Consider the following 20,936-nt stretch of genomic DNA (forward strand, 5'->3'; position numbering starts at 1 on the left):
AATGTCAAAAATGTCACAAAACGAATAGGAAAAAGGAAATATATTTTGGTTTAGAGAAGGAGTTTTGTGCAAATTTATAGAACTTTTAACCTATATAATCAAAAAATAGGAGTGATGAAAGATGCAAAAGCAATTGAATGTATTAATTTGTGATGACTCTGCACTGATTAGAAAAAAGCTTAAGAATATATTAGAAGTTTGTAAATGTAACTCGATAGAGGAAGCGGAAGATGGACATGCAGCAATCCAAAAAGCAAAGGAAACGAAGCCAGATTTGATTTTCATGGATATTGTCATGCCAGGAAAAGATGGAATGGAAGCTTTAGAAGAGATCATGAAGGAAAACCCAGCAATGAAGGTTGTCATGGCGTCATCTGCTGGAACAAATTCCTATTTGAAACAAGCACTTGATCTAGGCGCATATGATTTTATCCAGAAGCCAATTACCTTAGAAGCAATCACGGCAATTATTGAGAAGGTTATCAAAGGAGAGAGTGCACATGTTTAGTCAATATTTTGGGCATTATTTATTAAACAATGGCTTAATTACTGCCCAGCAGCTCAAAACTGCGCTTGACCTTCAAAAGACAACACATGTGAAATTCGGTGTCATAGCTGTAGATGAAGGCTTACTAACCTCTAAACAAGTGGAAGAAATCCATGAAAAGCAAAAACAGCTGGATAAACGATTCGGGGAAATTGCAGTGGAACTTGGGTATTTATCGAATGAACAAGTGGAGATCATGCTATCATCACAAAAGAAAAATCATTTATTGCTTGCACAGGCAGTAGTTGACCAAAATTATATGACAATTGAAGAATTCACGAAAGCTCTTAATGAGTACAAAAGAGTACATAGCCTATCAGATGAAAAATTTGAAGCTATTAAGAGCGGTGATATTGATGCGATCGTTGGTAGCCTTGTTCAAATGAATCATACCGAAAAAGAGGGATACGCCGAATATGTATCTTTATTTGTTAAAAATATCGTACGGTTCATCGACGATGAGGTATATGTAGAAGCAAGTGAGGCAAATAATGTAGAGGCTGAGTGGCTTGTTTCTCAGGAAATAACTGGGGAAGAACCATTATGGACTGCTATTGCAGCAGATGAAAAAGTATTTTTAGAAATTGCTTCCGCATTTGCTGAGGAAGAATTAACGGATGCAGATGAACTAGCCCAAGCATCAGTTAGTGAGTTTTTAAATTTACATAATGGCATCTTCCTAGTGAATATGTCTAACAAAGGAACCGAATTAGAGATGAAACCGCAAAAGGTAGATCATGCTTCTGCTGTTTCTGTTTCAAAGGAAAACGCCTTATGTGTTTCCGTTCAAACATCAAAAGGATCATTTCAGCTACTACTTTCTTACCTGCCAGAAAGTGTGGTTGTATTTGAAAAACCAAAAGAAAATCAAACGGTGTAGAACATAACGGTGTAGAACATAAGAAAGCTGCTCATCATTTGGGCAGCCGTTTCTCCGCAAGAAAAATTGTCAGTCTGATTAAATGAACAAGCTGGCATGTGGTCGTGCATTTACGAAAATTCAAACAAACGGAATACATAGTAAAATTGACTGTTGATCTCCCCTTTGCTAAAATGGTGAACATTATATTAAACTCATAATTACCTGTATATGTTCAGTAATATGGACTGGACGTTTCTACCGAGCTGCCGTAAATAGCTTGACTACATGGGAAAAAGGTTTTGTTTATCTATTAAACTAGAAAGCAATTCATTCTCTTATGTAAAATTTGGCAGCTTCGCTTAAGGCGAAGCTTTTTTTATTTATAGTGCTTTGGTGAATACTAGTATGAGGCAGCATTTTTTAAGTAAGGGGATACTTCAATGTCACAATTTTTTCAGTTCCAGCAAAGAGGGACAACGTATAAACAAGAGACGATCGCGGGATTTACAACTTTTTTATCTATGGCCTATATATTAATCGTTAATCCAATTATTTTAAGCCAGGCAGGGATGAATAAAGGCTCAGTTTTTACAGCGACCGCCTTGTCCATTATTATCGGTTCATTATTGATTGGTTTATTAGCTAATTACCCGATTGGGATTGGTCCAAGCATGGGCTTGAACTCATTCTTTACCTTTTCCGTCTGCATCGGTATGGGGATTCCATGGCAAACGGCATTAACAGGGGTTTTTGTATCAGGTATTCTCTTTGTCGTCTTAAGCTTGCTTAAAATCCGCGAAAAAATTATCAATGTGATTCCAAAGGATTTAAAGCATGCCATTGGGGCGGGGATTGGGTTTTTTATTGCATTTATTGGACTAAAAAATGCGGGCATCGTTGTCGGAAGTGAAGCGACATTTGTATCGCTAGGGAATTTAAAGGCACCCGCAACAATGCTTGCTATCTTTTGCTTTATCCTCACTATTATATTAATGGTGAGAAATGTAAAAGGGGCTATTTTCTTAGGGATGGCTATTTCCTCAATAATCGGAATGATCGTAGGTATTATTGATACACCAGATAAAATGGTCGGTGCAATTCCGAGCATGGCGCCAACATTTGGTGAGGTCTTTTCACATCTTGATCAAATATTTACCCCTGAAATGATTGCGGTTATTTTTACCTTTTTATTTGTTGCTTTTTTTGATACAGCTGGTGCATTGATTGCAATAGCAAGCCAAGCAGGCTTGATGAAGGATAATGAGATTCCGAATGCAGGGAAGGCGCTGCTGGCAGATTCGAGTGCGACTGTTGTTGGAGCTGTATTTGGAACTTCAACAACAGCGGCTATGATTGAATCAAATGCAGGGATTGCAGCGGGAGGGAGAACCGGATTTACTTCTATCATTATCTCTGCTTGTTTTGCGGTGGCTCTATTCTTTTCCCCATTACTAGGTGTTGTTACTGCTGAAGTCACTTCTCCTGCTCTCATTATTGTTGGGGCTTTAATGGCAATGGAAGTAAAGCAAATTGACTGGAGCAAGCTTGAAATTGCCGTTCCTGCATTTGTAACGATCTTAATGATGCCTTTAACGTACAGTGTAGCTACAGGTATTGCTCTAGGCTTTATTCTATATCCTGTTACCATGCTTGCATTAGGAAAAGCAAAGGCAATTCACCCGATTATGTATGGGTTATGCATTGCATTTATCGCGTATTTTATCTATCTTTCATGATTGAAAATGGCTGTCAGATTACTCTGGCAGCCATTTGATGATTTCCTGAAAATACTTAATCCTTTATATCCTCTTTTATTTTCCCCATTAAAACTTTCATTTCTTCATAGATTTTTCCTTTATCAAGACCGAGGCTTTTCTTAATATCATGGTAATCTTGGCCCCTCTTTTTCATTTGGATAAGCTCCTTTAAGTCTTTATTGCTTGCCTTTGCCATCGTTGCCCCGCTAACAATAAACCTTAATGGAATTCCTTCATCAATCCAAGCTTGAATTTGGGCTTCTGTTTTCCCTGTGTATTCTGCCACATTTTCTATGACATCCTCTTTATGCTTTTCAAGGAACCTTTCCTTCTGCTCACGGCATTTTTCCTTTAGCTTATCCATATCTAAGCCATAATGCGCAGCTGTTTTATCCCAGGAAGAATGATTTTCTTTATATATTTTCAGCACGTCATCAACCTTTTTATCAGCAAACTTTGCGATGTGTGCTGCTTTAAGGATCTCCTTTTTCGTATAGCCCAGATCCTTAAGACGCTTGAAATCAGCATCTTTTAAAAAAGGGTGGTGGGGGCTATGGAGGCGTTCCTGGTTGTTTCCTTCCTCTGCATTTGCTAAATTAGGTGCGAGGCAAAAGCCTGAACCTACTAGAAAGAAACTTAAAGCACATGCGATTATTGAAAGTTTCTTCATAATATACACTCCTTTTTTATTGTATTCTTGTCCCGGTTATTAGCATATCCAAAAACAATGAACACATGAGGGAAAAATTGGATTTGTTGAAAGAGAAAGTATATAATTTTCGACATCGAGAATTGTCTAGCGCAAGCAGCTTACGCATTTCGTGTCAAAAAGTTATTTTAATTGAAAATTAGTTGGCAGTTCGATTAAATAGAATAAATAGTAGTTTTTAATTAGGATGGTGTAAGATGAAAATTCTTGTCGTTGAAGATAATGAAAGTGTTTGCTCTATGTTAGAAATGTTTTTTATGAAGGAAGGGTACGAAGGCGAATTTGTGCATAATGGTCAGGATGGATTTGACCGTTTTAATAAAGGGAAGTGGGACTTAATCATCGTTGACTGGATGCTGCCGATTATGGACGGGGTTACACTTTGTCGGAAAATTAGAGATTTAAGTCAGGTACCGATTATTATGCTGACAGCAAAGGATAGTGAATCTGACCAAGTGCTTGGACTTGAAATGGGGGCAGATGATTATGTGACAAAGCCATTTAGTCCATTGACTTTAATGGCAAGAATAAAGGCAGTCACACGCCGTTATCATATGGAAGCTGCGGAGAAGGAAGACGGGAATATGATTTCCAGTCAATATTTTCAGATTAGCAAGGATTCAAGGGAGGTTACCTTTAAAGGACAAATTCTTTCTAATTTAACACCGAAGGAATTTGATTTGCTTTATTATTTCGTGAAAAATCCGAAGCAGGTGTTTTCTAGAGAGCAATTATTAGACCGTGTGTGGGGATATGAATTTTATGGAGATGAGCGGACTGTTGATGTGCATATTAAAAGGTTAAGAAGAAAAATAGGCACACCAGAGCAGCCATTTATCCAAACGGTCTGGGGAATAGGCTATAAATTTGATGAAACGGTAGCTAAGAATGAAAATTAAGTTTTTTTATCAGATTCTTATCAGTCATATTAGCATTCTTATTTTAGCTTTTCTTATTTTGAGCTTTTCTTTTTCTAAATTTGTTGAAAACTATATTTTTCAAAATAAAGTAGAAGAATTAGATGATTATGGGGAACAAATTTTAACTGATTTAACGGTTAGACTTGAAGGAACGGAAAGTTTTTTAGAAGAATATAGCCAGATCCTGAAAACGAGGCATATTCAATATATTCTTTTTAACTATGAAGGGAAAGTCATTTATCCACAATTACAAAGCGCGCCCCTTATTCAGTTAACTGAGTCTGAGTGGAAGACCATTTCAAAAGGCAACCGGGTATCAGTCAAGCATGATATTAAACGGTTTGGCCAGGAAGTAACATATGTTGCATTGCCATTCATGCAAGGGGATCGTTTAGCTGGAGGGGTTCTGCTCCTGTCCCCGATTACAGGGGCGATGGATATGGTACGGCAATTAAACCGGTTCTTATTATATACGATTGTCATTTCATTATCGGCATCCATTTTGATTAGCCTTATTTTATCCAAAAGCATCATTAGGAGAATTAAAAATTTCCGCAATGCCACATCAATGATTACAGCAGGAAATTATGATGTGCATGTCAGAGATACATATCCTGATGAAATAGGTCAGCTTGCAACAGACTTCAATGAAATGGCGGCAAAGCTGAAAGAGTCCAATGAAGAAATTGAGCGGCTGGAGAATAGACGGAGAAAGTTTATTGCGGATGTTTCTCATGAAATGAGAACGCCGTTAACAACCATTAGCGGACTGGCAGAAGGGATTAAAGATCAGCTGATTCCTGAAGGGGATATTGAAAAAGGAATGATCCTCATTGATCGAGAAGCGAAGAGACTAATCCGCCTGGTCAATGAAAATCTTGATTATGAAAAAATACGATCCAATCAATTAAAATTAAACAAAATAGAAATGCAATTAACCGAAATTTTTGAAGTAGTGGAAGAACAGCTCGTTATACAGGCTGCTGAAAAAAATAATAAGATCGTGATTGATTGTGATGAGGAGATTACGGTTTTTGCAGACTATGACCGGCTGATTCAAATTATTGTGAATATCGTTAAGAATGCGATTCAATTTACTGACGATGGGGTCATTGCTTTAAGAGGCGAAGCTGCAGGGAAAGAGACGATTATTGAAATAGAAGATACGGGCGAAGGGATCGACCCAAAGGAGATTGAATCAATTTGGCTTCGATTTTATAAGGCAGATCTATCTAGAACGAACCAGGCATATGGGGAATTTGGGATTGGGCTTTCAATTGTTAAACAGCTCGTCCAGCTGCATGATGGAGAAATTGACGTTAGCAGTGAAAAGGGAAAAGGAACGAAATTTACTATTCGTCTCCCGAAAAATGAAAATGAATAAAGAAACACCCCAGCCTCACAGGCTGGGGTGTATTTCATCCGAGAATATAACCTAAACAACTTGTGTTTCCGTTATCGGAAGTGTTTGCGGCTTCTGCTCATCTTCTTCTACACGCGTAACTTCGATGTATCGAATATGGTGATCTTCCATATCGATAATTTTAAATGCATAGGAGTCAAAGTAAATCGTATCTCCTTGCTTTGCTTCGTAATTTTCTGTTAAAATCCAGCCGCCAATGGTATCAACATCCTCATCATCGATATCAATCCCAAGGAGATCACTTACTTCACTAACAAGTATTTTCGAATCGAGGATATAGTGTCCTTCTTTAATTTTTCGAACCTCTGGGACTTCATCCATATCAAATTCGTCACGTATTTCTCCAACAATCTCCTCAAGAATGTCTTCAACCGTCACGAGTCCAGATGTACCGCCATATTCATCCATCAAAATAGCCATATGAATTCTTTCCTTTTGCATTTTTAGGAGAAGGTCATGGACTGGGATCGTATCAATGACACGGATAATCGGACGTGTGTATGAATCTAAGGTATTGGTTGTTATTTCTCTATTCTTAATCAGGTCAGTCATCACTTCTTTAATATTAACCAATCCGATGATATGGTCTTTATCACCATCAATGATTGGATAGCGTGTAAACTTTTCCTCATAAACAGTCTGTAAAAAGCTTTCAAGTGTATCGTCTTTTGAGAATGAAACGATTTCTGTTCTTGGAACCATAATTTCTTTTGCAATTCGATTATCAAACTCAAAAATTTTATTTACATACTTAAACTCTGATTGGTTGATTTCGCCACTTTCATAGCTTTCTGATAAGATGATTCGAAGTTCTTCTTCTGAATGAGCCAATTCGTGTTCGGAAGCAGGTTTTAAGCCAAATAAACCTGTAAGAAATCTAGCAGATCCATTTAATGCCCAGATGAACGGATACATAATTTTGTAAAACAATATCAAAGGGCGAGCGGTTAATAAGGTTACAAACTCTGCTTTTTGAATGGCAAGTGTCTTTGGTGCCAATTCTCCGACAACCACATGCAGAAAGGTAATTAAAGCAAATGCAATACCGATGGAAAGAATATGTGATGCTGAACTTGGAATATCAAGTTGAGTGAAAACTGGACGAAGCATATGTGCTACTGTCGGTTCTCCGAGCCACCCAATTCCTAGAGCAGTGATTGTTATTCCTAATTGGCAAGCAGACAAATACTCATCTAAATGACTAATTACTTTCTTCGCGGGTATCGCACTTTTGTTGCCTTCTTCAATTAACTGGTCAATTCTCGAACTTCTAATCTTTACAATAGCAAATTCTGATGTGACAAAAAATGCTGTTAAAGCAATTAAAATGGCTATAATAACCAAGTTTAATATGTCCAAATAAGTTCCCTTAGCCCGAGTAGCGGGTAAGGTGTCACCTCCTGATAATTTAAAAAATGTATTAACTTGTTAAGCTCACAAGGGACTTGATTAATGTTGAACCTTCCGTATTGAGTTGTCTTGATAAATCACTCATCTGTTCTTTATCAAGATGATTAATAAGCGGCAATAATACAGCTATTTCATTATGGAGCTGCTTTATTTGCTTTGTAACCAGATCAATTTGCTTTTCAACATCCCCTGTATGCATGTCTCTTTTGGACTTTAATTCTAGCTTTCTCTTAATCTCGTCTAATGGAATATGCATAAGCTTGCATTCTTCAATAAATCTTAAATCGGAAAGAACGTCCTCAGAGTAGATTCGGTAGTTTGACTTTGTCCGCTTCGCTTGAATAAGTCCAATATTTGTATAGTAATCAATTGTTCTTTTGGATACATTAGCAATCGTTGCTAATTCGCCAATACGATAAACTGCCCCATCTTATCACCCCAGTTTAATGTATTTACACATATTATATGTTAGTTCAAACCATACAGTCAAACGTAATAGTTTGCTAATATGAATTACTTTTATATTTATTCTTGTTTAATTAAAATTATGAATTTTTGGAAAAAATCAAGGGGATTGCTTTGTAAGAATAATCCCCTTATTTATGAATGGATTTCTTTTTTTACTTCAATATAAGAAATGTGATGCCCTTCAATTTCTTTAATAATAAATTGATACCCATCTTGAATGATGGAATCCCCTTGTTCTAAATCAAATTTTTGGGTGAGAATCCAGCCGCCGAGTGTATCAACATCATCCTCATATAAATTTGTTCCAAGCAAATCATTTGTTTCTGAGATAAGAAGCTTCGCATCTAAAATGAAATGGTCCTGATCAATTTTTTGCACGAAAGGAAGCTCATCTGCATCGAATTCATCACGGATTTCCCCGACAATTTCTTCAAGAATATCCTCAGCAGTAACTAAGCCAGCAGTTCCTCCATACTCATCAAATAAAATCGCCATGTGAGAACGTTCTTTTTGCATTTTCATAAGGAGGTCATGGATTGGGATCGTTTCAATTACGCGAATGATTGGTTTAATATATTGTAAAACCGGCTTCTCTTCTTCACATTTTTTTCTAATACAATCTGTCAGTATTTCTTTCACATTGATTAAGCCGAGAATATTATCCTTGTCTCCCCCGGTTACAGGATATCTTGTATATCGCTCGTTCATAATAATATCTAATACTTCTGTAAGAGTTGCATCCTCTTCTAAGCTGATTATTTCTGTTCGTGGGACCATCACTTCCTTTGCAATCCGATTATCAAACTCAAAAATCCTGTTGACATACTTATATTCAGATTGGTTAATTTCACCGCTTTTTAAGCTCTCAGAAAGAATAATTCGTAATTCTTCTTCAGAAAGCGCCATTTCTTGTTCAGAGACCGGTTTTAGCCCGAAAAATCCCGTTACAAATCTAGCTGACCCGTTTAAAGCCCAAATGAATGGAAACATTATTTTATAAAACCAAATTAATGGTCTAGCGAAGGTTAATGTTATTTCCTCCGCTTTTTGAATCGCAAAAGTTTTTGGAGCAAGCTCACCAACTACAACATGCAAAAAGGTAACAACAGCAAAAGCGATAATGAAAGATAGGATTTGGGTTAAAGATGGCTGCAGGTTAAGCTTGGCAAAGAGAGGATTCAATATTCTTTCAACGGTCGGTTCACCAAGCCAGCCTAGCCCTAAGGCTGTAATAGTTATGCCAAGCTGACAAGCAGATAAATATTCATCTAGATTTGTGACTACCCTTCTCGCTGCGTGTGCTCGGGCATTTCCTTCTGCAATTAATTGATCAATTCGGGATGAACGCACTTTTACCATCGCAAATTCTGATGCAACAAAAAAAGCGGTCAAAGTAATTAATAAAATGAGGAGAAAAATATTTAATGCCATAATTATACTCTTACAAAATATGTAAGAAGCGTTCACCTCCTTTAAAAAGTACTTTTCCCTTAAATTCATCTTTTTAGTAATTTTCCTGCACCGATAAGGAATAATATCCTTTGACGAAATTTGGAACCTGGCATAGACTAAATTCAAATAAATGTGTGTTAGGACATCGGGGGTTCTTTTGGCATTTCAAAGGGGGGAACAAGCATGGGGCATGCTCTTGCAAGGGAAGATCAAAAAAATGTTTACCGTGTTCAAGGTTTTTCTTGAATTAGCTGTGCCAAAAAGTTCGAGGCGAACGTTAAACACCTGGATGGTGTCGTTGATGCAGCTGTAAATTTTGGTGCCTCCAAGCTTACTGTATATGGAGAAACAACGATTAAAGAATTAGAAAAGGCAGGAGCATTTGAAGGACTAAAGCTAATACATGAAAAAGAAAGGTTTGAAATAAGAAAGGAACCTTTCTATAAAAAAAACGGTCATGTGCTATTGTCTGGATTTTTCCTTCTAGCAGGCTGGATGATTGGACATTTTTTCGGTGAAGGTCACATTTGGTCTGTTCTTGCTTATGCAGCATCGATTGTTGTCGGTGGCTATAAGCTATTTATTACTGGTTTGAAGAATTTAATAAAGCTTCAATTTGATATGCGTACCTTGATGACCATTGCTATAATTGGTGCCGCCTTCATTGGTGAGTGGGGGGAAGGAGCGACTGTCGTTATACTCTTTGCCATAAGTGAAGTATTAGAAGCGTATTCAATGAATAAAGCAAGGGCTTCGATTCAATCGCTAATGGATATTGCACCAAAGGAAGCAGAAATTATACGAGCTGGGCAATCATTAACAGTACCTGTACATGAGATGATGATTGGCGACATGATGATTGTAAAGCCTGGGCAAAAAATAGCTATGGATGGAATTGTTCAAAAAGGGATGTCCTCTATTAACCAGGCAGCAATTACTGGAGAATCTATTCCAGTTGCCAAATCAATAGGCGATAAAGTTTTTGCCGGTACAATGAATGAAGAGGGACTATTGGAAATAGCTGTTACGAAAAAAGCAGAGGATACAACCTTAGCAAAAATCGTTCATCTTGTTGAAGAAGCGCAAGCTGAGCGTGCACCCTCACAAACCTTTGTTGATCGCTTTGCCAAATACTATACGCCACTTATTATCTTTATTGCCTTATTTGTCGCTATTTTGCCGCCTTTATTTTTTGATGGCAGCTGGGAGAAATGGATTTATCAAGGCTTAGCTGTTTTGGTTGTGGGCTGTCCATGTGCTTTAGTCATTTCAACTCCCGTTTCTATCGTTACTGCCATCGGAAATGCAGCGAAAAATGGTGTGTTAATAAAGGGGGGAATTTACCTTGAAGAAGCAGGTGCGATCAAGGCTGTTGCTTTTGATAAAACGGGAACTTTAACGAAAGGCAAGCCAACAGTAACTGATTTGAAAATCCTCCAAAGCGGGATGGAAGGACAAGCACTAATGATTGCAGCAGCTATGGAAAAAGGATCGCAGCATCCATTAGCTGCTGCAATTCTTTCGAAAGCAAACCGTGAGCATCTAACCTATACATCTGTCGAGGTAGAAAATTTTACTTCTATTACTGGGAAAGGGATTAAAGGAGTGATAGAAAGTATCACTTATCTTCTAGGCAGTCCAAGGCTATTTGAAGATCATCCAGAAATGCCTATAGCAAAAGATGAAGTAATTCACATGCAGAAGCAAGGCAAAACGGTCGTATTGCTAGGAACTGAAGAGAAGATCTTAGCATTAATTGGCATTTCTGACGAGGTGAGAGATAGCAGTCATTCAGTAATTGAAAAATTGCATGCAATGGGGATAAAAGAAACAATCATGCTTACAGGTGACAATAAGGGAACCGCACAAGCTGTAGGTGCCCAAGTAGGTATAAAGGATATTGCAGCGGAACTGCTGCCAGAGAAAAAGCTAGCCTATATGAAGAAGCTTCGTGGGAATTTTGCCAAGGTTGCAATGGTAGGAGATGGAGTGAATGATGCACCAGCTCTTGCAGCAGCAAACATAGGAATTGCTATGGGAGGAGCAGGCACAGACACAGCACTGGAAACTGCCGATATTGTGTTAATGGGGGATGATCTTAGTAAGCTTCCTTTTACGATAAATTTAAGCCGAAAAGCATTGACAATCATCAAGCAAAATATTTTTTTCTCAATCGGAATTAAACTGCTCGCTTTGCTGCTTGTTATTCCAGGCTGGCTTACATTATGGATAGCTATATTTGCAGATATGGGAGCCACATTGATTGTAACCATAAATGGACTTAGATTATTAGCCGTAAAGGACAAAGAAAATGAAAGAAGGCTCCCGTAGAAGGAGTCTTCTTTACATTTAGTCACAGCTGCTAGTTAATAATGAAAAGTTAATTTCCCCAATCGCGTGCCAGCATCCCATAAACGGCTAAATCATGATAATGATCATATAAAAATTCTCCATCTCTAATAATGCCTTCTTGAACAAATCCTAACCTTTCTGGAACCGCACGGCTTTTAGAATTGCCTACACCACAGCGAATCTCCACTCGATTAAGATTAAGATCTAGGAATGCATAATTGAGAAGAGCTTGTACACTACGAGTCATGATCCCTTTCCCTTCGTACCCTTTAGCTAAATAATAGCCGATGCTTGTTTGCTTGCTATTCCAATCGATTTGATGAAAACCAATAGAGCCGACAAGAATCCCTTTGTAACGTATTCCTGCATTAAACCCATTGTTCTCCATAAACTGTTTTAGCCATGAAGGAATAATAGAATGATATTGGCTCGGTGAAGACATATTATCAACCCAAGGAAGCCATTCCCTTAAATGGTAACGATTATTATCTACTAAATGATAAAGCTCTTCTGAATGATGTAATTGAAATAATTGCAATTCAATTTCCTGATCGACTTTTAAAGTAAACATAAACCAACTCTCCTTATCTGCTTGAATTATTTCTATATAATAAATGGAAAAACAAAATAAGTACACAGAATTTTCGAAAAAGGATAAAAATAAAACAAGAGGCCGACTCAATATATGATGAGCCAGCCTCGTTTTACTTTTTGTCAGCAATCGGAAGAGTGATAGTAAATACAGTTAAATCTGCTTGCGTTTCACAAGTCAATCTTCCTTTATGTTTTTCAATGATTTCTCTGCAAACGAACAGGCCTAAACCTGTTCCTAATTTTTTGGTTGTTACAAATGGTTCAAAGATAGACTGTACAAGGTGTTCCGGAATCATTGGACCATTATTGGCTATTTCTAGCTTTATCCATTTGTTCTCTAGAGAGTAGCTCTTTATATCTATTAATGGATGTTTCGTATTTGGATTCAACACATCAATAGCGTTAAAGATAATATTAATTAGTACTTGGCGAATTTCGTCAGCATAACCAAATAGATTAATATTTTCTTCTAAATTTTTTTGGATCTTTACTTTTCCATCTAAAATACTTGGATATAAGAATATGAGTACTTCCTCAATTAGTTCATTTAAGGAAAAGGCTGTTTTTTCTTTGCCGATCAATTCTTTCTTTGAAAGCAGGAGAAACTGTGAAATACGAAAATTCAATTGCTCTAATTCAATTGAAATGATGTCTAAATATTTCATGTTTGGATTTTCAGATTTAAGCAGCTGGATAAACCCTTGAACTGAGGTGAGCGGATTTCGAAATTCGTGGATAAAACTAGAAGTCATCTGCCCTAGTAATGTTAAACGATCCTTATGACTTGTATCGATAAATTTTGTTTTTTCCTCGATAATTTGATTTTTTGCGTCGCTATAATAGGTGACGGAATAATAAAGAAATTGGTCTAGACAATCATGAATCCGCTCTGAATAGGCTTGAAGTTCTTGCCAGCTCATACCCATTTTTTTTAAATATTTTTGAATGATTGACCGTCCTAAATTTACATTGTGGACAAACTCACCAATATTCATTCCTGCTTTCACTCGCTGATCAGCTATAGAAATAGAAAATTTACGGATAACCCCTTCTAATTTCTCCTTTTTTCTTGTAAGGCATTGAATGACAAGATAAAAAATAACTTCTCCATTTTCCTCCATTCGATCCTTATAAGGATCTTCCGGGGAGACGAGAATATTTTCCCTCCATTCATTCAATAATTGAATTTTTTCCTTCTGCAAAAATTCAACAACAGTTTCACTCATTCTCGTTACCATAGTAACCTCCAGACTAGTTAAATAACTTATCATTCATATAAACTTCGCTATATTTTGCAAATTTCCTTTGTCGAAAAAGTACGAATAAAAAAACAGTACTTCGAGACTACACTGACCCTGTCGGAAAAGGAAATAAAAGGATGTGATTTTTATCGCAGAATTTATAAAAAAAAATTGATATAAATAAAGATAATCATTCTCAATTAAATAGTAGAAATCAGGTGGACTTTGTGCTGGGGAAAGTAAAAAAAGGCGAAAAGTGCAGGATACTAGATATTTCTCGGATTGATCTATTAGTCCGAAGAAGATTGCTTGATTTAGGAATAACTGAAGGTACAGAAGTTTGTGTAAAATGCTATATGCCATTTGGTGGTCCAATTATGGTGGAGTCATGCGGGCAATGTATTGGGATACGAAGAGTAGAAGCCATCCAAATTGAAGTGGAGAGACTATAATGGATATTGCTCTAATAGGTAACCCTAATACTGGAAAAACATCGCTTTTTAATCATCTTACAGGTTCATATGAGTATGTTGGCAACTGGAGCGGAGTAACGGTAGAAAAGAAGGTCGGTCAATTTAAGAATAAAAAAGATAAGTTAATAGATTTGCCGGGAATCTATTCATTAACCCCCTTATCAAAGGATGAAGGGGTTGTGACACAATTTCTCTTATCAGAGCATGTAGACAAAGTGATCAATATTCTAGATGCCTCTCAATTGGAACGAAACCTTCATTTAACGATCCAGCTATTGGAATATGGGAAGCCAGTTGTTATTGGGCTTAATATGATGGACGTTGCACTGAAACGGGGTCTTCAGATTGAACCAACCCAACTTTCTGATCAAATCGGCATTCCTCTTACTCCTGTTATTGCTAGAACAGGGAAGGGATGCGGCTTGTTGGCTGAAGCTGTTACAAGTGAAAGGATGTTTGAATCAAATGCCAGGATTGTCAATTATGGAATAGAAATAGAAAATGCCATTTTAAGATTTGAGCAATTATTAGACAATCATTCTTGTAGGTCGCCAAGATGGCTTGCTTTACAGCTGTTTGAGGGAAATCAATATGTTAGAACATATGTACAAAACTATATAGATTCAGATACGCTTAATCAATTTTTACACGAAGTCAAGGGATTGGTAAAAAAGAGCGCCGGTACCTCTATCGATCAATATATTTTTCGAAAAAGGAAAGAAACCATTGATCAAATCATTGCTGATGCAAATATCAAGCGGGAACTAATAAAAACACCATTATCTGAAAAAATTGATGCAATTGTAACGAATAAAATCTTGGGCTTGCCAATATTCTTTCTGCTCATGTATTTGATGTTTATGCTAACCTTTGATTGGCTTGGATTTCCATTATCCGATTTGCTGGATGGTTTCATAACAGGCCCCTTGTCTAATTTGTTAGAAAACCTATTAAATGCAGCTGGCGCCTCGGCTTTTATCCATTCCTTAATTCTTGATGGAATTGTAGCAGGGGTTGGAGGAGTACTTGTTTTTGTTCCACAAATCTTTATTTTATTCTTTTTCATTTCGCTTCTTGAGGACTCAGGTTATATGGCAAGAGTTGCCCTTGTTATGGACCGATTGATGGAGGCGGTAGGATTAAACGGAAAGGCGTTTATTCCAATGATGATTGGATTTGGCTGTAACGTACCAGGAATAATGGCTGCAAGAACGATTGAGACACCAAAGGAAAGATTGTTAACTATTCTCTTAACTCCGTTAATGTCCTGTTCAGCAAGATTGCCTGTGTATGCATTGTTCGTAGGCGCATTCTTTGTCCAGCAAAAAGCGGTTATCGTCCTATCCTTATATATATTAGGGATTGCAGTAGCCCTTGTTTTGGCGAAGCTGTTCTCTGCTACAATTTTAAAAGGAGAGACATCTTTCTTTGTGATTGAATTGCCTCCATACCGTCTGCCGCAATTTCTAGCGTTATGGAGAAGCACATGGGATAAGGGGAAAGGATTCATAAAAAAAGCTGGGACATTTATATTTGCTGGATCTGTATTTATTTGGCTTTTATCCTATATAGGACCTGGTGGGCTGGGTGTTGCATTAGATGATAGCTACTTAGCAGCAATTGGCGGATTCATTGCACCTCTTTTTGAACCCATTGGATTTAATACATGGCAGGCAGGCGCTTCTCTTATTACTGGATTTTTAGCTAAAGAGGCCATTATTTCTACAATGAGCATTATTTATTTTGTTCCAGATGAAGCGAGTCTGCAAGGACTGCTGTCTGATTATTTCACACCGCTGGCAGGCTATAGCTTTATGGTTTTCATCCTGTTATATATTCCTTGCTTGGCAACAGTTGCAACGATTTATAAAGAAACAGGCTCGAAAAAATGGACAGCATTTTCAATGGGCTATGCACTTATAATCGCTTATTTGTTAGCCTTTATCATCTATCAGGGCGGTAAGCTGCTAGGATATACATAACCTATTTTATCCCCTTTCGTTTGGAGTGAATGTGATGATCGTAAATATAATTATTGGCGGTCTAGTTTTTGGGTATGCAAGCTGGTCCTTGCTAAAATTTATTAAAAAATCAAAGCAAGGAAAATGTGCAGGGTGCTCGGAAAAAAACTCCTGTTCCAGTTCCTGTCATTCAATAACTGATGTCCCATTAAAAAAGTGAATTTAGTAAATGAAACTGTTGTCTTTTTTGACAGCAGTTTTTTTTTAGAATTTGCTTTGTTTGCTCTTGCTCTTTTATAATTGAGTGTAATAATACACAAAAAGAATTAAGGGAATGAGGAAGCCGTGACACGTGATGAAATTATTTCTAAAGTATCGGAAAAAATGCGCCTGATCCGTACGGAGGCAGGATATACGCAAGATAAAATGGCAGAAATCATTGGACTCTCCAAAAAAACACTTGTACAAATTGAAAAGGGGCGTGTGGATGCTGGTTGGTCAACGGTTGTCGTTGTATGTGCCCTTTTTAGGGAAACAGAAACTGTTCGATTTTTGTTTGGGGATGAACCGTTAGAAGTGTTAGAAACCATTGCTCGTGAAGGGATTGACTATCGCAGGGAAAAAACAATGGGCGGGAAAATTTGGTGGAAGGAAATAGACAGAAAAAATGGGCTGCTATTACAGCAAAATATGATCAGTCAGCACTTTCGGATTATTGATGAGGATCATTTTCGTATATATAGCAGCTTTGATGAAGCTTCATCGAAGGAACGTTTTATGGAATTAGTGTTAGAGCAGAAAAAAAATGTTTGAAAAAATGTTATAAAAAATGAACGATTTATGATCATAAACGTCTTATAGTTGAAATAACAAGTAACGGAAAGATGGGAAGATGGAAAGAGAGGAACAGAAGCCATGGAAGAGGGAGAGCTCATAAAAAGCGCAAAAAGTGGAGATAATCGCGCTTTTGCCATGCTTTTTCAACTAAATTATTCTTTCTTGGTCAAATATTTAATGAAAGTAACGATGAATCCTGATACTGCAGAAGAGCTTGCTCAGGAGACAATGGCAAGATGTATGGAGAAAATCCATTTATATCAGGGGAAATCTAAATTTTCTTCCTGGCTCATTTCTATCGCGACAAATTTATATATCGACCAGCAGCGGAAAAAGAAAAGAGAAAAAAATTGGCAGCAGCAAGAAGAAATATACAGGAAGCTGAAATGGCAAATTAAAAGCAGGAATGAAGAATGGACAGATGCATTGTCGGCACTAGGAAAATTGGCTGATGATGTTCGCATACCGATCATTTTAAAGCATTATTATGGATATTCTTATGATGAAATTGGCGAGATGATGAAGCTTTCTTCAGGAACAATTAAGTCAAGGGTCCATAATGGAATCCTTGGTGTTAGAAAGGAGCTGAGGCTAAATGGATAAACAAAAAGAGGGAATGGAAAACGATTATATAGATGAAAGCCTCCTTACAATTATTAAAGAAATTGAAGGAGGTTTGGAATCAGTTGAGCAGCATGCACCCGTATATACGCCAAATTTTGAATGGTTTGAAAACATGGTAGCGGAGAAGAAAAAGCAATTAAGAAAAAAACTAATTTTCGATGTATCCATTTTTTCTATTGTTGCCCTCCTAGTCTTAAGTACCGTCCTTTTTACATTATATAATATTCCAACCATTTTCTTTGCTTTACAAGGATTGGCGGTAATTTTTCTCATCGGTTACTTTTCACTTCGGCTCATTAAACAGGTGAAAGAAACATGAATGAAGAGATATCAATTCCGCTGCTTATCATTGTTGCTGTCATTCTTATAAGTCAAAGCATTTTTCTGTTCATACATGCAAGGAAATATGGCCATAACTATTGGTTTTGGGGAATTATAGGTCTTATTCAGGTACCGATGCCAACCCTTGCTTATCTCATTTTCGTTAGGAAGGTATTTCATAAAAAGAATCCTGGGAGAATGAAGGAATAATGGGAATCGCTAAAAGAATTTTTCTTCTAATTGCAGGTATCGGGCAACTTCTTGCGATCATTTTACTTTTCATTAATTTGAAGGCTGCGGTTATTTTTTATCTGATTTATATTTTATTAATAGGTGGTATTTTCATCTTATTATTACTTGAACGAATAAAAGAGAAAGAGGAGGACGATCGAAATGATTATCGTGACTACTGATTATATACATGGGAAAGAGATTAAAGAATTAAAAGGCTTTGTTAGAGGAAGCACTGTTCAAACAAAGCATATCGGAAAAGACATACTGGCTGGTTTAAAGACGATTGTCGGCGGAGAAATTGGAGAATATACAGAAATGATGGACGAGGCAAGACAGAAAGCAATTGGCCGAATGGCGGAAGATGCGAAAGCAAAAGGGGCGAATGCGATTGTGGGCATGCGTTTGCAAACATCAGCAGTCATGCAGAATGCAGCTGAAATTATTGCATATGGTACTGCTGTCGTTGTAGAGTAAATCGGAGTGTAATCAATCAAATCTTATGAATGTAAAGTTCATAAAATTTTCACCTGCCTGTCACAGAATACAAAGAGTCCTTCCTAACTTGTATGATACTTTTAAAGTATAAATTCATTGCTTAGGAGGCTTCAAAATGGAATTATTATCAGTTACGTTTGCGATAGCCAGTGTGATGGTATTGGCTTACTTTGTTGGATATACAATCATTCATCACTAAAACTGCTTGCTTTATGCAATGCAGTTTTTTTATAGAAAAGAAAGAATAACTTTAGAGTGAGAGAATTGTCTAATGCAAGCATCTGATCGCCGATCAAACTTCAGAACCCCTCCGCAACGATTGCGCTTTTCTAAATATATAAACACAAACGGATAAAGTTTTATAAGGAACAATAATTGTTGGAAATTTAGGGTATAGATGATAGAGAATAAATCACATTGTCGAGGAGGATTAAATATGTCTGGGTACCGGATTGAAAAAGATACACTAGGAGAGGTTAATGTTCCTGCTGAAAAATATTGGGGAGCACAAACGGAAAGAAGTAAGCAAAATTTTAAAATCGGGTCTGAAAAAATGCCGATGGAAGTCATTTATGCGTTAGCAAAAGTAAAAAGGGCTGCCGCTATTGTTAACAATAAACATGGAAAATTACCAGAGAGAAAGAAGGCAGCAATTATTGCAGCCGCTGAAGAAATCATCCAAGGGAATTTTGACGATCATTTTCCTCTTGCAGTATGGCAGACAGGCAGCGGTACACAAACAAATATGAATGTAAATGAAGTGATTGCAAGAAGGGCAAATGAACAAATGAATGAAGGGGATTCCAACATTCATCCGAATGACGATGTGAATATGTCCCAAAGCTCTAATGATACCTTTCCAACAGCGATGCATATGGCAGCTTATATAGAGGTTGCCGAGAAACTATTCCCTTCGCTCCAAGCATTGAAAAAAACGATTCAAACAAAGGAAGAAGCATACAAACATATCATAAAAATCGGCCGAACACATTTGCAGGATGCCACGCCTTTAACTTTAGGGCAAGAGATAAGCGGCTGGCGAGCGATGCTTGATAAGAATGAACGAATGCTAACAGAAGCAATTTCTTATTTGCTTGATTTGGCAATTGGCGGAACAGCGGTTGGGACAGGGATCAATGCTGACCCGATGTTTGGAGAGGAGATAGCAAAAGAAATTACTTCACAAACCGGGTATCCTTTTCGGTCCTCGGCTAATAAATTTCAAGCATTGACGAGTCATAATGAGCTCGTTCATGTCCATGGGACATTAAAAGCTTTAGCTGCAGATCTTATGAAAATTGCGAATGATGTCAGATGGCTTGCAAGTGGACCTAGAAGCGGGATAGGCGAGCTAACGATTCCGGCAAATGAACCTGGAAGCTCCATTATGCCAGGGAAGGTAAACCCAACACAAAGTGAGGCGCTAACAATGGTAGCCTGTCAGGTATTTGGAAATGATGCGGCAATTGGTTTTGCTGCAAGCCAAGGGAATTTTGAATTAAATGTGTTTAAACCAGTAATTATTTATAATTTCATCCAAAGCGTCCACCTATTAACGGATGGAATGAATTCCTTTAATGAAAAATGTATGAAAGGCTTGGAAGCAAATGAAGAGGTAATCAATAAACATGTGGAGAAATCTCTCATGCTCATTACAGCCTTGAACCCGCATATTGGCTATGAAAAGGCGGCGGAAATCGCAAAGCTTGCATTTAAGGAACATTCAACCTTAAGAGAAGCAGCATTGAAAACAGGTTATATTTCAAGTGAACAATATGATGAATGGGTAAATCCAAAAAAGATGATTTAGCGAATCGCCTTTGGAAGGATAAATGGCCCCCTAAATGAAGGGGGCCAAGCCATATGCTATTTAATTGTTGATTAATTATGATTGAAATCTGCCAGCCAGTTGTTGTTGAGCGGATTGAACAAGTCGCTTTGTAATCTCTCCACCAACAGAACCATTTGCGCGAGATGTCGTTTCCGCGCCAAGGTTTACACCAAATTCATTGGCGATTTCGTACTTCATTTGATCGAGTGCTTGCGCTACTCCTGGTACTAATAATTGGTTTGAGGAATTGCTGTTTGATTGGTTTGCCATTTGCATCTTCATCTCCTCATAAAATTTTTTTGTGAATGGCTGGGTTATCCGGGATTGCACCGGTGCAAGTTTTCTTGCTACCACTTGATGGTCTAACCCATTGATGTTAGAAGCTTGATGCGGTTTGTTGCTGTGTGTACTCTCTATTATGGTTG

General features: G+C 37.4%; 23 protein-coding genes and 1 riboswitch. Of the genes, 16 read left to right on the forward strand and 7 right to left on the reverse strand.

What is annotated here, in order from left to right; translation table 11 throughout:
- Nucleotides 1-121 precede the first annotated feature (121 nt).
- From RUH74_RS04960 to RUH74_RS04970, 3 genes are all read left to right on the forward strand, one after another.
- A complete protein-coding gene (locus tag RUH74_RS04960) occupies nucleotides 122-508 on the forward strand; it encodes a response regulator transcription factor (protein ID WP_313799151.1) in 387 nt (128 codons plus the stop codon).
- On the forward strand, nucleotides 501-1,427 hold the full coding sequence (locus RUH74_RS04965; protein WP_313799152.1) for a cyclic di-GMP-binding domain-containing protein, MshE-related: 927 nt from the start codon (nucleotides 501-503) through the stop codon (nucleotides 1,425-1,427). The genes RUH74_RS04960 and RUH74_RS04965 overlap by 8 nt, the downstream gene beginning before the upstream one ends.
- Nucleotides 1,428-1,611: 184 nt before the next feature.
- Nucleotides 1,612-1,713: riboswitch (purine riboswitch) on the forward strand.
- A 136-nt stretch (nucleotides 1,714-1,849) separates the two neighbouring features.
- Entirely contained in the window at nucleotides 1,850-3,145 is a 1,296-nt protein-coding gene (locus tag RUH74_RS04970; protein WP_313799153.1) for an NCS2 family permease, read from the forward strand.
- Nucleotides 3,146-3,200: 55 nt separating this feature from the next.
- Here the strand turns inward: RUH74_RS04970 and RUH74_RS04975 are convergent, their stop codons facing one another.
- Nucleotides 3,201-3,836 (reverse strand): hypothetical protein, encoded by a 636-nt coding sequence (locus RUH74_RS04975; RefSeq protein ID WP_313799154.1) that lies wholly within the window; start codon nucleotides 3,834-3,836, stop codon nucleotides 3,201-3,203.
- 236 nt (nucleotides 3,837-4,072) lie between these two features.
- Here RUH74_RS04975 and RUH74_RS04980 point away from each other — a divergent pair, with 236 nt between their 5' ends.
- Both RUH74_RS04980 and RUH74_RS04985 read left to right on the forward strand, forming a co-directional pair.
- Nucleotides 4,073-4,774, forward strand: a complete 702-nt coding sequence (locus RUH74_RS04980) for a winged helix-turn-helix domain-containing protein (RefSeq protein ID WP_313799155.1) — start codon at nucleotides 4,073-4,075, stop codon at nucleotides 4,772-4,774.
- A complete protein-coding gene (locus tag RUH74_RS04985; protein ID WP_313799156.1) occupies nucleotides 4,764-6,179 on the forward strand; it encodes an ATP-binding protein in 1,416 nt (471 codons plus the stop codon). Before RUH74_RS04980 ends, RUH74_RS04985 begins: the two co-directional genes overlap by 11 nt.
- A 51-nt stretch (nucleotides 6,180-6,230) precedes the next feature.
- Here RUH74_RS04985 and RUH74_RS04990 read toward each other — a convergent pair whose 3' ends face one another.
- From RUH74_RS04990 to RUH74_RS05000, 3 genes are all read right to left on the reverse strand, one after another.
- Complete coding sequence (locus RUH74_RS04990) at nucleotides 6,231-7,577, reverse strand: hemolysin family protein (protein WP_313799157.1); 1,347 nt, start codon at nucleotides 7,575-7,577, stop codon at nucleotides 6,231-6,233.
- Between the two features lie 61 nt (nucleotides 7,578-7,638).
- A complete protein-coding gene (locus RUH74_RS04995; RefSeq protein ID WP_313799217.1) occupies nucleotides 7,639-8,040 on the reverse strand; it encodes a MerR family transcriptional regulator in 402 nt (133 codons plus the stop codon).
- 188 nt (nucleotides 8,041-8,228) lie between these two features.
- Nucleotides 8,229-9,527, reverse strand: coding sequence for a hemolysin family protein (locus RUH74_RS05000; protein ID WP_396229869.1), 1,299 nt, complete (start codon nucleotides 9,525-9,527; stop codon nucleotides 8,229-8,231).
- A gap of 204 nt (nucleotides 9,528-9,731) precedes the next feature.
- Between RUH74_RS05000 and RUH74_RS05005 the strand changes: the two genes are divergently transcribed.
- The gene (locus tag RUH74_RS05005; RefSeq protein WP_313799158.1) at nucleotides 9,732-11,879 is read left to right on the forward strand and encodes a heavy metal translocating P-type ATPase; all 2,148 of its coding nucleotides are present in this window, start codon (nucleotides 9,732-9,734) and stop codon (nucleotides 11,877-11,879) included.
- Nucleotides 11,880-11,928: 49 nt separating this feature from the next.
- Here RUH74_RS05005 and RUH74_RS05010 read toward each other — a convergent pair whose 3' ends face one another.
- Together RUH74_RS05010 and RUH74_RS05015 are read right to left on the reverse strand one after the other, a co-directional pair.
- Complete coding sequence (locus tag RUH74_RS05010; RefSeq protein WP_313799159.1) at nucleotides 11,929-12,471, reverse strand: GNAT family N-acetyltransferase; 543 nt, start codon at nucleotides 12,469-12,471, stop codon at nucleotides 11,929-11,931.
- 133 nt (nucleotides 12,472-12,604) lie between these two features.
- On the reverse strand, nucleotides 12,605-13,732 hold the full coding sequence (locus RUH74_RS05015) for a histidine kinase N-terminal domain-containing protein (protein ID WP_313799160.1): 1,128 nt from the start codon (nucleotides 13,730-13,732) through the stop codon (nucleotides 12,605-12,607).
- Between the two features lie 230 nt (nucleotides 13,733-13,962).
- Between RUH74_RS05015 and RUH74_RS05020 the strand changes: the two genes are divergently transcribed.
- From RUH74_RS05020 to fumC, 10 genes are all read left to right on the forward strand, one after another.
- Nucleotides 13,963-14,187 (forward strand): FeoA family protein, encoded by a 225-nt coding sequence (locus RUH74_RS05020; RefSeq protein ID WP_313799161.1) that lies wholly within the window; start codon nucleotides 13,963-13,965, stop codon nucleotides 14,185-14,187.
- Complete coding sequence (gene feoB, locus RUH74_RS05025; protein WP_313799162.1) at nucleotides 14,187-16,190, forward strand: ferrous iron transport protein B; 2,004 nt, start codon at nucleotides 14,187-14,189, stop codon at nucleotides 16,188-16,190. Before RUH74_RS05020 ends, feoB begins: the two co-directional genes overlap by 1 nt.
- Nucleotides 16,191-16,224: 34 nt before the next feature.
- The gene (locus RUH74_RS05030) at nucleotides 16,225-16,389 is read left to right on the forward strand and encodes a FeoB-associated Cys-rich membrane protein (protein WP_313799163.1); all 165 of its coding nucleotides are present in this window, start codon (nucleotides 16,225-16,227) and stop codon (nucleotides 16,387-16,389) included.
- A gap of 125 nt (nucleotides 16,390-16,514) precedes the next feature.
- Nucleotides 16,515-16,982 (forward strand): helix-turn-helix transcriptional regulator, encoded by a 468-nt coding sequence (locus tag RUH74_RS05035; protein WP_313799164.1) that lies wholly within the window; start codon nucleotides 16,515-16,517, stop codon nucleotides 16,980-16,982.
- A gap of 102 nt (nucleotides 16,983-17,084) precedes the next feature.
- The gene (gene sigY, locus RUH74_RS05040; protein ID WP_313799165.1) at nucleotides 17,085-17,609 is read left to right on the forward strand and encodes an RNA polymerase sigma factor SigY; all 525 of its coding nucleotides are present in this window, start codon (nucleotides 17,085-17,087) and stop codon (nucleotides 17,607-17,609) included.
- Nucleotides 17,602-17,949 carry a YxlC family protein gene (locus RUH74_RS05045; protein ID WP_313799166.1) on the forward strand — a complete coding sequence of 116 codons (348 nt, stop codon included), beginning with the start codon at nucleotides 17,602-17,604 and terminating at the stop codon, nucleotides 17,947-17,949. Before sigY ends, RUH74_RS05045 begins: the two co-directional genes overlap by 8 nt.
- Entirely contained in the window at nucleotides 17,946-18,161 is a 216-nt protein-coding gene (locus tag RUH74_RS05050; protein ID WP_313799167.1) for a sigma-Y antisigma factor component, read from the forward strand. The genes RUH74_RS05045 and RUH74_RS05050 overlap by 4 nt, the downstream gene beginning before the upstream one ends.
- Complete coding sequence (locus RUH74_RS05055; RefSeq protein ID WP_313799168.1) at nucleotides 18,161-18,364, forward strand: hypothetical protein; 204 nt, start codon at nucleotides 18,161-18,163, stop codon at nucleotides 18,362-18,364. Before RUH74_RS05050 ends, RUH74_RS05055 begins: the two co-directional genes overlap by 1 nt.
- Complete coding sequence (locus RUH74_RS05060) at nucleotides 18,345-18,659, forward strand: YbjQ family protein (RefSeq protein ID WP_313799169.1); 315 nt, start codon at nucleotides 18,345-18,347, stop codon at nucleotides 18,657-18,659. The genes RUH74_RS05055 and RUH74_RS05060 overlap by 20 nt, the downstream gene beginning before the upstream one ends.
- A gap of 457 nt (nucleotides 18,660-19,116) precedes the next feature.
- Complete coding sequence (gene fumC / locus RUH74_RS05065) at nucleotides 19,117-20,490, forward strand: class II fumarate hydratase (RefSeq protein WP_313799170.1); 1,374 nt, start codon at nucleotides 19,117-19,119, stop codon at nucleotides 20,488-20,490.
- Nucleotides 20,491-20,565: 75 nt separating this feature from the next.
- On the opposite strand, the gene RUH74_RS05070 is transcribed toward fumC, so the two are convergent.
- Nucleotides 20,566-20,781 carry an alpha/beta-type small acid-soluble spore protein gene (locus RUH74_RS05070; protein WP_313799171.1) on the reverse strand — a complete coding sequence of 72 codons (216 nt, stop codon included), beginning with the start codon at nucleotides 20,779-20,781 and terminating at the stop codon, nucleotides 20,566-20,568.
- Between the last annotated feature and the right edge of the window lie 155 nt (nucleotides 20,782-20,936).

The organism is Cytobacillus sp., from assembly GCF_032154635.1.
In the GTDB taxonomy this organism is placed as follows: domain Bacteria; phylum Bacillota; class Bacilli; order Bacillales; family Cytobacillaceae; genus Cytobacillus.

Bases quoted from the DNA above. Each gene is read 5' to 3' on its own strand.
- RUH74_RS04960 (WP_313799151.1), top strand. From the start codon at position 122: ATGCAAAAGCAATTGAATGTATTAATTTGTGATGACTCTGCACTGATT.
- RUH74_RS04965 (WP_313799152.1), top strand. From the start codon at position 501: ATGTTTAGTCAATATTTTGGGCATTATTTATTAAACAATGGCTTAATT.
- RUH74_RS04970 (WP_313799153.1), top strand. From the start codon at position 1,850: ATGTCACAATTTTTTCAGTTCCAGCAAAGAGGGACAACGTATAAACAA.
- RUH74_RS04975 (WP_313799154.1), bottom strand. From the start codon at position 3,836: ATGAAGAAACTTTCAATAATCGCATGTGCTTTAAGTTTCTTTCTAGTA.
- RUH74_RS04980 (WP_313799155.1), top strand. From the start codon at position 4,073: ATGAAAATTCTTGTCGTTGAAGATAATGAAAGTGTTTGCTCTATGTTA.
- RUH74_RS04985 (WP_313799156.1), top strand. From the start codon at position 4,764: ATGAAAATTAAGTTTTTTTATCAGATTCTTATCAGTCATATTAGCATT.
- RUH74_RS05000 (WP_396229869.1), bottom strand. From the start codon at position 9,527: ATGGCATTAAATATTTTTCTCCTCATTTTATTAATTACTTTGACCGCT.
- RUH74_RS05010 (WP_313799159.1), bottom strand. From the start codon at position 12,471: ATGTTTACTTTAAAAGTCGATCAGGAAATTGAATTGCAATTATTTCAA.
- RUH74_RS05015 (WP_313799160.1), bottom strand. From the start codon at position 13,732: ATGGTAACGAGAATGAGTGAAACTGTTGTTGAATTTTTGCAGAAGGAA.
- feoB (WP_313799162.1), top strand. From the start codon at position 14,187: ATGGATATTGCTCTAATAGGTAACCCTAATACTGGAAAAACATCGCTT.
- RUH74_RS05030 (WP_313799163.1), top strand. From the start codon at position 16,225: ATGATCGTAAATATAATTATTGGCGGTCTAGTTTTTGGGTATGCAAGC.
- sigY (WP_313799165.1), top strand. From the start codon at position 17,085: ATGGAAGAGGGAGAGCTCATAAAAAGCGCAAAAAGTGGAGATAATCGC.
- RUH74_RS05045 (WP_313799166.1), top strand. From the start codon at position 17,602: ATGGATAAACAAAAAGAGGGAATGGAAAACGATTATATAGATGAAAGC.
- RUH74_RS05050 (WP_313799167.1), top strand. From the start codon at position 17,946: ATGAATGAAGAGATATCAATTCCGCTGCTTATCATTGTTGCTGTCATT.
- RUH74_RS05055 (WP_313799168.1), top strand. From the start codon at position 18,161: ATGGGAATCGCTAAAAGAATTTTTCTTCTAATTGCAGGTATCGGGCAA.
- RUH74_RS05060 (WP_313799169.1), top strand. From the start codon at position 18,345: ATGATTATCGTGACTACTGATTATATACATGGGAAAGAGATTAAAGAA.
- fumC (WP_313799170.1), top strand. From the start codon at position 19,117: ATGTCTGGGTACCGGATTGAAAAAGATACACTAGGAGAGGTTAATGTT.
- RUH74_RS05070 (WP_313799171.1), bottom strand. From the start codon at position 20,781: ATGGCAAACCAATCAAACAGCAATTCCTCAAACCAATTATTAGTACCA.